Origin of the sequence: Caballeronia udeis (genome assembly GCF_044909315.1) — a bacterium.
Lineage (GTDB): Bacteria > Pseudomonadota > Gammaproteobacteria > Burkholderiales > Burkholderiaceae > Caballeronia > Caballeronia udeis_A.
Genome location: NZ_JBIYEB010000001.1, coordinates 433,743 through 445,602, shown reverse-complemented (window position 1 = coordinate 445,602; position 11,860 = coordinate 433,743). Strand labels below are relative to the sequence as shown.

Here is an 11,860-nt window from a genome sequence, read left to right as displayed (position 1 = left end):
TTGATTCGCGATTACCAGGGACATTGGAAGAAGTCTTCAGCTTCTACGAAAGCGCCTGCCAGCAAGCAGTTTAGTATCGGCGAGGACGCCTACAATGTTTTTCCCGTCACGCTGAATTATTCAAGCCATGCCGTTTGAAGACTACGAGCCGTTCACCTTCGATGCCGCGGGCGTCGAACTCTTCGGCATGAAGGGCGGCAACGGGCCGCCGCTTCTGCTGCTTCACGGCCACCCGCAGACACATCAGATCTGGCATCGGCTGGCTGGCATCCTGGCGCAGCATTTCACCGTCATCGCGACGGATTTGCGCGGTTACGGCGCATCGGGGAAACCGGTCAGCGACGCGCGGCACACCCCCTATTCCAAACGCGCGATGGCCGCCGATCAGGTAGCGGTCATGCGGCACTTCGGCTTCGAGCGCTTCATGGTCTGTGCGCACGATCGCGGCGCGCGGGTGGCGCACCGGATGGCGCTGGATTTCCCGCTGGCTGTCGACCGCCTGATGCTGCTCGACATAGCGCCGACGCTCGCCATGTACGAAGCTACCGATCGCGCCTTCGCCACTGCATATTTTCACTGGTTCTTCCTGATCCAGCCCGAGCCCTTGCCGGAATTGCTGATCGGCGCGCATCCCGATGCCTATGTCGAGCGCGTGATGGGCAGTCGCCACGCAGGTCTTGCACCCTTTGCGCCGCATGCGTTGCAGGCATACCGCGACGCGCTGCGCCAGCCCGGCGCGGTGCATGCGATGTGCGAGGACTACCGGGCGTCGGCGACGATCGATCTCGACCACGATCGCGCGGATATCGAGTGCGGCAAGCGGCTCGCGTGTCCGCTGCGAGTGTTGTGGGGGCAGGAAGGTGTGATCGAACAATGCTTCGAGCCGCTGGCCGAATGGCGTCGTGTCGCACGCGATGTCAGTGGCCGCGCGTTGCCTTCGGGCCACTATATTCCGGAAGAAGTACCCGACGAATTGCTCGCGGAAATGCTCGCTTTTTTCGAGGCAAGCGAGGAGGCATAAGGGTGCAGCACGTTCGCGTCATGGCGCGTTCAAGCGGCTGTTATTTTTCTGTAGGGAAAGCACCGATGCATCTCAAAAACAGGCGCGCTACGATGCAGTCGGCGCTGATCACGTCAACAAAATTCCGCCGCTTGGGCCTGGCCGTTCGATGAAAAGTCGATAGCTGACAAGCGGCTTTCTTTTTGGCTGTTGCAGGTTGTTGCGGGTTTTCGCATGGTGCGCCTGCGCTTTCAGCCGATCTTTACTGTCTCGCCTTCCACCCTCAGCGCACCGCTCGCCGCCAGTTCGGCCAGATACTTGCGCACTAATCCCGGACGGTCATTGGAGAGCAGGTTCGCGGCGGCGCGCATTGCTCCGGCTTTATCTACGAGCAGCAGCAATGCGCTGAGCGGCATTGAGCGCAACTCCATCAGCTTGAACACGATCATCACCTTCAGCGCATTCTTCGCGTTACGCACGGGGTCGGCACGCAGATAGTCGATTCGCGAGAAAGCGATATCCAATGCCGTCGATACATCCGTAAACGGCGCGCCGTGGCCGGGAATCACTGCACGCACGTCCAGCGTAGCGATCAACTCGAGCACCGCGCGTTGCTCCGCGAAGCCGCTTTCGCCTTCCAGTTCGGGAAAGATCACGCCGAAGCCGTTTTCCCACAGCGCGTCGGCGCTGATCAGCAGCCGTTGTTCAGCGCAATACAACATCAGCGAATGCGGATCGTGACCGGGCGCGCCGAGCACCGACCAGTCGAGGCCGCCAAGCCGGAGCGTTGCCCCCGGGGCAATCGTGCCGGTGAAACCGAAGCGCTCGCAACGCTGCCCGGTCGCGCGGAACGTGAGTTTGTCTTCGTCCCATTCACGCACGGCGTCGGCTTCTGTTTGCGGAATCAGCGTCTCGCAGATGAAGCTCGATTGCAGCAACGCATTGCCGCCGCAATGGTCCGAATGCAGATGCGTGTTTACGATCAGATCGAGTGTGCGGTCGTTGCCAAGCGCTTGCCGCACGAGCGCCAGCGTCTGCGGAGCGTGTATCGCATAGCCGGTATCGACCAGCGCGGTGTGTATTCCATGCGCGTCACGGCCGTCATCTCCATCACGCTCGTCATCGATGAAAAGCACGTTGTTCGATGACAGCCAGCCGCGCTCAAACACCCGCATGGATGCCGGAAACGTGATCATGCGTCCGGCTCCTTCGGCATCACGACGATGGTCGCGCTTGCCTTGACCATGACCTCGCCATGCTGGTTCAGCGCCTGGCCTTCCAGCTTCACGAGATCGCCGTTCAAGCTCGGTTTCCAGTGGGCCCCGGTCACTTGCCAGCTCATCGCGAGCACGTCGTTCGCCTTGACCGCGCGCGCGAGCTTGATCCCGAATTCAAGGCCGAGCGGCTGGGCGTAGGTGGAAAAGTGGGTGGCGAGCATCGCCATCAAATGCGCGGTGGGCTGGGTGCCCGATGCGATCAGCGATCCGAAGCGGCTGGCTTCGGCGTAGGCATCGTCGTGATGCAGCGGATTGTGATCGTTCACCAGCGTGGCGAACGACTTGATCGAATCGGGCGGCAACGCCAGCGTGGCCGTGAAGCGCTCGCCGATATGCACCAGTCGCGGCGCTTTCCTGCGTGCCTGCGCTTGCGTCAGGACCGCCGCTTTTTGCGCGTCATCGAACGAAGACCAGCCGGCAATTTCATCGATTGTGCGAAAACAGCCGTCGCAAAGCCCCGTCGATGGATTCATCCTGCATACATCGATACACGGTGATGCAGCGGCCTCAGACATCACGCAGTCTCGCGCAGCGCGACATCGGCGACCGGCGCGCCCGTCAGCGCGACCAGTTCCCGCGGCGTCAGATTGAAGACCGCGTGCGGATGACCGGCGGCGGCCCAGAGACTGTCAAGCGCGAGCAGGTCTTCATCGATCAGCGTCAGAGGCGTTGTGGCATGGCCGATCGGACACACGCCGCCGATTGCGTAGCCGGTCTTCTCGCGGACGAACTTGGCGTCGGCGCGGGCGAGTTCGCCTACACGTTCGGCCACTTTCTTTTCATCGACGCGATTCACGCCGCTCGCAATGACGAGCACCGGTGCGTCGTCTTTCTTACGGCGAAACAGGATTGATTTGGCGATTTGGGCAACCGAGCAGCCGAGGCCGGCTGCCGCTTCGGCCGATGTTTTGCCGGTTTCGGCGAGCATGACGACGGGGCTGGTGTGCCCGCGTTCCTGCAGCAGGAGCGCCACGCGGCGGGCGGATTCTGGCAGGGCGTCGAGTGTTTCGTTCATTGCGTTCGTTTCCGGATTAATGAGCTTGAGTTGACGATCAAACGCAGGGCGCCACGCCGTCGCGTTTTTTCGCGAGCAACGCGCGTCCGACACGGGATGCGCTCGGCTTGCCGATCGCCCGCGAAATGAAGTCGCCAATTTCCACGAGCTGATCGAGATCGACACCGGTTTCAATACCGAGTCCGTTCAGCAGGAAGATCACGTCCTCGGTCGCGACGTTGCCGGTCGCGCCTTTCGCATACGGACAGCCGCCGAGTCCCGCCACCGAGGCGTGGAAAATCTCGATGCCTTCCTGCAGCGACGCATAGATGTTCGCAACCGCCTGACCATAGGTATCGTGGAAATGGCCGGAGAGCCGTTCGCGCGGGAACACCTTCGACACCGCCGCCATCACGTCACGCGTGCGGCCCGCGGTGCCCACGCCGATGGTGTCGGCAATATCGATTTCATCGCAGCCGAGCGCCTTCATGCGCTGCACGACATCGACCACGGCGCCTATCGGCACGTCGCCCTGGTACGGGCAGCCCAGCGCGCACGAAATGCTGCCGCGCACGCGCAAGCCCGCTTCTTTCGCCGCCTTCGCGACCGGTTCGAAGCGCGTGATGCTTTCCGCAATGCTGCAGTTGATGTTCTTCTGCGAAAACGCCTCACTGGCCGCGCCGAAGATGACGATCTCATCGACTTTCGCTTCCAGCGCCGCTTCGAAGCCGCGCAGGTTCGGCGTGAGCGCCGAGTAAATCGTGCCCGGACGCCGCTCGATACCGGCCATCACCGCTGCGCCGTCGGCCATTTGCGGCACCCATTTCGGCGAGACGAACGACGCTGATTCGACGTTCTGCAAACCCGCGTTCGCGAGCCGGTTTACCAGTTCGACCTTTACCTCGGTCGAAACGAATTCCTTTTCGTTCTGCAGGCCATCGCGTGGCCCCACTTCGACGATTTTTACCTTGGCCGGCAGCATGGCTGTCTCCTTTGAATACGTGTCTGTCTTTGCGGATCGATGACCCTTAATACCCGCGTTTCACATCGACTATGCCGGATATTGGCTCGCCGCGCGCGAGCGCCATGATCTTGTTCGCGATCTGCTCGATGCTTTCTTCGCGCAGCGTTTCGGCCGCGATATGCGGCGTGATCGTGAGGCGCGGCGTGCGCCAGAACGGATGGTTGTCCGGCAGCGGTTCGGTGTGGAATACGTCGAGCGTCGCGGCGGCGATCTGGCCCGTTTGCATGGCGTGGAGCAGGTCGTCGTCCACCAGATGTCCGCCGCGCGCCAGATTGACGAGATACGCGCCCGGCGCGAGCCGTTCGAACGTGCGCCGGTTCAGGATGCCTTCGGTATCCGGCGTATGCGGCAGCAGGTTGATGAGCACCCTCGTGCCGTCGAGGAAGGCTTCGAACTGTTCGTCGCCGGCGAAAGTCCTGACGCCTTCAACATCCCGCTTGCTACGGCTGAAACCGCGCACCGGCATGCCGAACGCCGCCAGCGCTTGCGCGACCCGCGCGCCGAGCACGCCCATGCCCAGCACGCCGACCGTGAAGTCCTTCAACGCAAAGGGCGGTAGTTTTTGCCAGCGATGCTCACGCTGGAGCGCGTCATATTCGTCCAGGCGGCGCAGGTAGCGCAGCACCGTGTGGGCCGCGTATTCGACCATCTGGTGGCCCATGCCGCTGTCTTCCAGGCGTACGAGCAGCGCGCTGGGCGGCAGTGTGCCGGGCTGCTTGCGTTCGACTTCGAGGATGGCATCTACCCCTGCGCCGAGGTTGAACACCGCCTTCAGGTCCGGCCGGTTCGCGAACAGCTCGGGCGGCGCGCGCCAGACGACCGCGTAGTCGGCGGGGGCGGTGTCGCCGGGTTGCCACAGGCGCACATCGGCGCCGGGAAGTGCGCGGGCCAGATCGTCAAGCCAGAGCGAGGCCTCGGTGTGGTGCTCGTAGAGAATGATCTTCATTGAAGGTTCGTGTTCACGGGGATAAGGGCGCGCGGATCGTTGAATTGTGTCCGAAACTAAGCTCATTTTACGGTTTCGCCGCAGTTTCGCCTCGGCTTCGTCGCGGTTTCTCCGCGGTTTTGCTGCGGTTTCTCCCAATAACACGCGTAATGCCGGGGACTAAGCCCCGACCATCGCCCGATCGCCGCCGATAACCAAATGACGAAAACTTGGTTCGCGCCGGGGCGCTTACGCAGCAGAATTGTTCCTCACCATGCGGGCTACGGGCCGGCAGCGAGGTTCACATGAATTCATGCAGTACATCGGCCTGGCCGCCGCGGCTTGTTACCGTTCCGGGCTTGCACGGCAGCGAGGGTGCGCACTGGCAAACGTGGCTGGAGCGGCAATTACCGAGATCCCGCCGCGTGGAGCAGGAGGACTGGGACGCGCCGCGACTGGACGTGTGGGCGCAATCCGTTGCAGATACGGTGGCCAGCGTCCGTGGTCCCGTCATTCTCGCCGCGCATAGCTTCGGTTGCCTCGCGGCCGCACATGCGATCGGGCAGGGGCTGACCGGCGACGCCGTTGCCGGTGTGCTGTTTGTCGCACCGGCAAGCCCGGACAAGTTCAGGTTCGCGGGTGCATTCGAACCGCGCCGTCTCGGGGTGCCGTCGGTGCTGATTGCGAGCATGACCGACCCGTGGATGCCCTTCGACCAGGCGATGCGTCTCGCGAGCCAGCTGGGCAGCGCGTTCGTGAACCTGGGCGATGCCGGGCACATCAATACGGCGTCGGGGTTCGGTCCGTGGCCACGCGCAAAATATTTTGTCGATACCCTGATTCATTGCGCAGCCCCCGCGCATTTCGCTGAGCAACCCGACGTGTTCGACCGCTTCGAGCATTTCGAACAGGCGGCGTATGGATGAGTTGTCCGATGCAATACAGCCCCGGCTTTTCGATAGAATCGCCGCTTCGCAGCGGTTTTCACTATTCGAATAATCGGGGGATGTATGGCGGGTTTGAAGCATTGGGCAGCAATCGCGGCGCTGGGTTTCGCTACATTCACCACGTTCGCTCACGCGGATACAGCGCTGCTCAACGTCTCTTATGACGTCACGCGCGAGTTGTTCAAGGATATCGATACCGCGTTTATTGCCGACTACAAGCAGAAGACCGGCGAGACGCTTTCCGTGCGCCAGTCGCATGGGGCGTCGAGTGCGCAGGCGTTGTCGGTGATGCAGGGTCTGCAGGCTGACGTGGTGACGATGAATCAGCCGAACGACATCGACTTGCTGGTCGAGCGCGGCGGCCTGGTGCCGGCCAACTGGCGCACGCTTCTGCCGAATAACGCGGTGCCGTACACGACCACCATGGTGTTTCTGGTGCGTCATGGGAACCCGAAGAACATTAAGGACTGGAGCGATCTCGCGCGCCCCGGCGTGCAGGTCGTGATCGCGAATCCGAAGACCTCGGGTAACGGGCGTTATGCGTATCTGGCCGCGTGGGGTTACAAGAAGCAGCAGGGCGCGACCGACGCGCAGGCTCAGGACTTCGAGAAAGCCATCTTCAAGAACGTGCCGGTGCTGGACACGGGCGGGCGTGGCGCGACGACGACGTTCACGCAACGGGGTATTGGCGACGTGCTCGTGACATTTGAAAACGAAGTGGCGCTGATGAACGCGGGCGCGAGTGGAAAGGATTTCGACGCGGTGTATCCGTCGGTGAGTTTGTTGGCCGAACCGCCGGTCGCGGTGGTTGCGAAGGTCGTGGACAAGCGCGGCACGCGCAAGGAAGCGCAGGCGTACCTGGATTATTTGTGGACGCCGGCGGCACAGGAAATCATCGCGCAGCATCATCTGCGGCCACGTAACGCAGAGGTGCTGGCGAAGCACGCAAGCGAATTCAAGCCGATCAAGACGTTCACGGTCGAGCAGGTTTTCGGCAACTGGCAGAAAGCGCAGCAAACCCATTTCTCCGATGGCGGCACGTTCGATCAGGTGATCGTGGATAAGAATTAAAGGGGTGATTGACCGCTTTGCTTGAAAAGAACACATAACTTAAGGGGCAATTTATTGCCCCTTAAGTTCGTTTGAGCCGCTTAGTGGGTACCTTCTTGCCTCCTGCGGAGAGCAGGTACGGCGCGACCAAAAAAAATCCCCCGGAATCTATTGATCGCGGGGGATTCCGTACATCAACAGCAGTTCACCGCGCCGTCGCGGCAAAACGACCTACTCGTCACTGCACCTGTGCGTGCCCGCACTTGACCTCACAAGCCTCTGCCGCCTGCGTCTGCTGCGACGCTTGCGCCTGCATTCCCAACCGCTCCAGCAATTTCCTGTCGGCTTCAGCCTGCGGGTTGCTTGTCGTCAGCAACTGGTCGCCGTAGAAAATCGAGTTCGCGCCGGCGAGGAAACACAGCGCCTGCAGTGCTTCATCCATCTGCTCGCGTCCCGCCGACAAGCGCACCATTGCCTTGGGCATCGTGATTCGCGCAACCGCGATCGTGCGCACGAATTCGAACGGATCGAGCAAAGCCGTACCCGTCAGCGGCGTGCCCTCGACCTGCACCAGATTGTTGATAGGCACGGATTCCGGATACGGCTCCATGTTCGCCAGTTGCGTGATCAGCCCGGCGCGCTCGCGCCGCGATTCGCCCATGCCGACAATCCCGCCGCAACACACGTTGATACCGGCATCGCGGACATGTTCGAGCGTATCCAGGCGATCCTGATACGTGCGCGTCGAGATGATCTGGCCGTAGAACTCCGGCGATGTATCGAGGTTATGGTTGTAGTAATCCAGCCCCGCGTCGCGCAGACGTTCCGCCTGATGCGCTTCCAGCATGCCGAGCGTCACGCAGGTTTCCAGGCCCATCGCCTTCACGCCGCGAATCATGTCGGCGATCGGTTCGAGATGCTGGTCCTTCGGATTGCGCCACGCCGCGCCCATGCAGAAACGCGTCGCGCCGTTTGACTTGGCGATTTCGGCAGCCTTCAGGACTTCATCGACGGCCATCAGCTTGTCGGCCTTTAACCCCGTGTCGTGATGCGACGACTGCGGGCAATACGCGCAGTCTTCCGGGCAACCGCCGGTCTTGATCGACAGCAGCGTGGAGAGCTGAACCGTGTTGGCATCGAAGTGTTCGCGATGCACGCCCTGTGCACGAAACAGCAGGTCGTTGAACGGCAGGTCATAGAGCGCGACGATATCCGCCACGCGCCAGCGAGCCAGCGTTTGCGGTGTGGCGGGTTGAGCCGTCTTGTCGGTGGATTGCACTTGCGTCATGTGAGGATCCTTTTCGTTTTGCGGATAACGATGAATTACTGGCCCGAGCCCGCCGAACGAAGCGTGTCCAGCAGCAGGGAGGTATCGAGGTAAGCCATGGCCGCGCGAGCATCGGGCGGCGTAAGGCGGGGAACGGTGCCGAGCAGCGGCGCGTTGTATTGACTGTCCAGCCGCAGCCGGATTGCTTCGATGTTTTCAGCAGGAAACAGCATGGCGGGATCGATCTGGTTAGCCACCCAGCCCACCAGGTGCAAGCCTCGCGCGGCTATTGCCTCGGCGCTCAGCAACGCATGGCTGATGCAGCCGAGCCGCATGCCGACCACCAGCACGACCGGCAGGTTCAACGCGAACGCGAGGTCGGCGGTATCGTGGACATCGGTGAGCGGCACGCGGAATCCGCCCACGCCTTCCACCACCACCACGTCCGCTTGCTGCACGGCGAACTGATGCGCTTCCACGATCCGCGCAATATCCAGCGACACATTCTCGCGCGCCGCTGCAATGTGCGGCGCGGCGGCTTCCTTCAGCAGGAACGGCGTGCGTATGGCCGGCGGCAGCGCAACGTTCGCGGCGGCATCGAGTTGATCGGCGTCTTCGTTGTGCCACTCGCCGTCGCGTTCGAACGCGCCCGCCGCGATAGGTTTCATCGCGGCGGCGCGCAGGCCGAGTGCGGCAAAGCCATGCAGCAACGCAGCGGATACGAGCGTCTTGCCGATCTCGGTATCTGTGCCGGTGACGAAGAGCGAGAGCGGCGTGGTCATGATCGGTTGCTCAAGGTTTGCAGTGCCTCGTCGAGCTTGGCGAGGTCGTCGTGGCTATGCGCCGCAGAAAGCGAAATGCGCAGGCGCGATGTGCCAACCGGAACTGTCGGCGGCCGGATGGCGGGCACCCACATGCGGTATTCATCGAGTGCGGCGGCAAGCCTCAGCGTCTCTTCATTGCCGCCGATAATCAACGGCTGAACCGCCGTATGCGAATCCACGGGCGACCATCGCGTGCGCTTTAGCATGGCCCGCGTACTCTCGATCAACGTAGCGAGATGCGCACGCCTCTCATCGCCTTCCTGTCCTTCGATAATCTTCAAACTGGCCGATACCGCGTGCGCCACCGCTGGCGCCGATGCCGTCGTAAAGATGTACGGACGCGCGCGCTGCACGAACCATTCGATCACCGTTTCATGCGCGATCACGAACGCGCCGGACACGCCCGCTGCCTTGCCCAGCGTGCCCACGTACACGAGATGCGGCGAGCGCAACGCAGCCTCGGCCAGCGCGCCGCGGCCTTGCGGACCAAGGACGCCGAAGCCGTGCGCATCGTCGACAACCAGCCATGCGCCATGACGCTCCGCCAGCTCGAGCAGCGAACCAAGCGGAGCGATATCGCCGTCCATGCTGAAGACCGAATCCGTGACGATGATCTTCGTGCCGCCGTCATTCGCGGATGCTTCCAGCATTGCGCCGAGTGCTTCGGCGTCAGCGTGAGGATAGATGCGAATCTGCGCACGCGACAGGCGAGCACCATCGATCAGCGACGCGTGGTTCAACGCGTCGCAGAACATCAGGGTGTCGCGGCCGCCTGACTTGTTCGCAGCGCCTAGCGTGGTCAACGTCGCGAGATTCGCCATGTAGCCGGTGCTGAAGTACAGCGCTCGCGCCTGGTCGACGAATCCGCCGGAGAATGCCGCGAGGTCGTCTTCGAGCTTCGCATGCGTGCGTGAATGGCCGCCGAGCAGATGCGATCCGCCGCTGCCCGCGCCGTATTTTCGTGCGCCTTGCGCGAGTGCTTCGCGCAAGGTTTCGTGCGCGGCGAGCCCGAGGTAATCGTTGCTGGCAAAGCCGATGATCTCGCGTCCGTCCACCGTCATGTGAGCGGCGCAGGCGCTGTCGGCGATGCGTCGGCGACGACGCAAGCCGTTGCGCTCGATATCGGCGAGCCCTTGTTCAAGGGTCTCGAAAAGAGCGGGCGATGTAGTGCTCATGCAGCCTCCGATAACGTGGCGTCGAAGACCATGCGGGTGCGTTCGGCGAGTAGCGCGAGTTCGTCGTCGCTGAGGATGTACGGTGGCATCAGATAGACGGTCTTGCCTATCGGTCGCAACAATAGCTCGTGTTTCAAGGCCTTTTCGAAGAAACGGCGCGAGAATGAGCGTGCCTGGACGGGGTCTTCGATGATCGCATCGAACGCGAAGATCGTGCCGCGTTCACGCAGGTTCCTGACGTGCGGATGATCTTGCAGCGGGCTCAGCGCAGCGCGCAACACGGACGATTTCCGGCGGTTCTCTTCAAGCACGTTAGCGCTTTCGAACAGGTCGAGCGTCGCGAGGGCGGCCCGGCACGCGAGCGGATTACCCGTGTACGAATGCGAGTGCAGGAAACCGCGCGTCATGTCGTCGTCGTAGAACGCGGCGTAGATTTCATCGCGTGTGAGCACGATGGATAACGGCAAATAGCCGCCGCTGATTCCCTTCGATAAACACAGGAAATCCGGCCAGATCGCCGCTTGTTCGCATGCGAAAAACGTGCCGCTGCGGCCACACCCGACAGCGATTTCATCGGCGATGAGATGCACGCCGTAGTCATCGCACAAAACACGCAGTCCTTTCAAATATGACGGATCGTGCATCGCCATGCCGGCTGCGCATTGAACCAGCGGCTCGACGATCACGGCTGCAAGCTGCGAGGCCTTGGCATCGAACAGCGTTTTCATATCGGTGAGCGCGCGTTGCGCGACATCACGTGCCGTCTCGCCTTCGCGGGCCTGGCGGGCATCCGGCGATGTCACTACGTGCGCATGGCGAATCAGCGGATCGTAGGCGTCCTTGAACAACGCGACGTCGGTCACGCCGAGCGCGCCGATAGTCTCGCCGTGATAGCTGTTCGCGAGGCAGACGAACTCGCGCTTCTCCGCACGGCCGCTGTTGCGCCAGAAGTGGAAGCTCATCTTCAACGCGATTTCAACTGCCGATGCGCCGTCGGAGGCGAAGAACGCATGGCCCAGCGTGTGCTGCGTGAGCGCGTGCAGACGCTCGGCGAGCAGGACGGCAGGTTCGTGCGTGCAACCGGCGAGCATGGCGTGTTCGAGCGTGTCGAGCTGATCCTTCAGCGCCGCATTGATGTGAGGATTTGCGTGGCCGAAGAGGTTGACCCACCACGAGCTGATGGCATCAAGATAGCGATGGCCGTCGTGGTCATAGAGCCACGCGCCTTTGCCGCGTGCGATGGGCACGAGCGGTGTGCGCTCGTGATGTTTCATTTGCGTGCACGGGTGCCATACGGCGCGTAGCGAGCGTGCAACCCAGTCATCGGGTGCAGGCTTTGGCGGGTTGTTCAGGTTCAAAACGACTCCAGGGGAGCGG

At 62.1% G+C, this 11,860-nt stretch carries 12 protein-coding genes; 3 read left to right on the top strand and 9 right to left on the bottom strand.

Going from position 1 to position 11,860, the window contains the following annotated elements:
• Positions 1-127 precede the first annotated feature (127 nt).
• Positions 128-1,021, top strand: a complete 894-nt coding sequence (locus ABH944_RS02085) for an alpha/beta fold hydrolase (RefSeq protein ID WP_404604146.1) — start codon at positions 128-130, stop codon at positions 1,019-1,021.
• A 230-nt stretch (positions 1,022-1,251) separates the two neighbouring features.
• Here ABH944_RS02085 and ABH944_RS02080 read toward each other — a convergent pair whose 3' ends face one another.
• The 5 genes from ABH944_RS02080 to ABH944_RS02060 are packed head-to-tail and all read right to left on the bottom strand — an operon-like array spanning position 1,252 to position 5,241.
• Entirely contained in the window at positions 1,252-2,196 is a 945-nt protein-coding gene (locus ABH944_RS02080; RefSeq protein ID WP_404604145.1) for an MBL fold metallo-hydrolase, read from the bottom strand.
• Positions 2,193-2,750: a DUF1289 domain-containing protein gene (locus ABH944_RS02075; protein ID WP_404604144.1), complete on the bottom strand. Its 558-nt coding sequence runs from the start codon at positions 2,748-2,750 to the stop codon at positions 2,193-2,195. Before ABH944_RS02075 ends, ABH944_RS02080 begins: the two co-directional genes overlap by 4 nt.
• 41 nt (positions 2,751-2,791) lie before the next feature.
• Entirely contained in the window at positions 2,792-3,292 is a 501-nt protein-coding gene (locus tag ABH944_RS02070) for a YbaK/EbsC family protein (protein WP_404604143.1), read from the bottom strand.
• 37 nt (positions 3,293-3,329) lie between these two features.
• Positions 3,330-4,253 (bottom strand): hydroxymethylglutaryl-CoA lyase, encoded by a 924-nt coding sequence (locus ABH944_RS02065; RefSeq protein ID WP_404604142.1) that lies wholly within the window; start codon positions 4,251-4,253, stop codon positions 3,330-3,332.
• 46 nt (positions 4,254-4,299) lie between these two features.
• Positions 4,300-5,241: a 2-hydroxyacid dehydrogenase gene (locus tag ABH944_RS02060; RefSeq protein ID WP_404604141.1), complete on the bottom strand. Its 942-nt coding sequence runs from the start codon at positions 5,239-5,241 to the stop codon at positions 4,300-4,302.
• 284 nt (positions 5,242-5,525) lie between these two features.
• On the opposite strand from ABH944_RS02060, the gene ABH944_RS02055 reads away from it, so the two are divergent.
• Positions 5,526-6,146 (top strand): RBBP9/YdeN family alpha/beta hydrolase, encoded by a 621-nt coding sequence (locus ABH944_RS02055; RefSeq protein WP_404604140.1) that lies wholly within the window; start codon positions 5,526-5,528, stop codon positions 6,144-6,146.
• 84 nt (positions 6,147-6,230) lie between these two features.
• Positions 6,231-7,238, top strand: coding sequence for a sulfate ABC transporter substrate-binding protein (locus ABH944_RS02050; protein ID WP_404604139.1), 1,008 nt, complete (start codon positions 6,231-6,233; stop codon positions 7,236-7,238).
• Between the two features lie 217 nt (positions 7,239-7,455).
• On the opposite strand, the gene bioB is transcribed toward ABH944_RS02050, so the two are convergent.
• The 4 genes from bioB to bioA are packed head-to-tail and all read right to left on the bottom strand — an operon-like array spanning position 7,456 to position 11,841.
• Positions 7,456-8,505, bottom strand: coding sequence for a biotin synthase BioB (bioB, locus tag ABH944_RS02045; protein WP_404604138.1), 1,050 nt, complete (start codon positions 8,503-8,505; stop codon positions 7,456-7,458).
• Positions 8,506-8,540: 35 nt separating this feature from the next.
• Positions 8,541-9,266 carry a dethiobiotin synthase gene (bioD, locus tag ABH944_RS02040; RefSeq protein ID WP_404604137.1) on the bottom strand — a complete coding sequence of 242 codons (726 nt, stop codon included), beginning with the start codon at positions 9,264-9,266 and terminating at the stop codon, positions 8,541-8,543.
• Entirely contained in the window at positions 9,263-10,483 is a 1,221-nt protein-coding gene (bioF, locus tag ABH944_RS02035) for an 8-amino-7-oxononanoate synthase (protein ID WP_404604136.1), read from the bottom strand. Before bioF ends, bioD begins: the two co-directional genes overlap by 4 nt.
• Positions 10,480-11,841 (bottom strand): adenosylmethionine--8-amino-7-oxononanoate transaminase, encoded by a 1,362-nt coding sequence (gene bioA / locus ABH944_RS02030; protein WP_404604135.1) that lies wholly within the window; start codon positions 11,839-11,841, stop codon positions 10,480-10,482. Before bioA ends, bioF begins: the two co-directional genes overlap by 4 nt.
• Positions 11,842-11,860 lie beyond the last annotated feature (19 nt).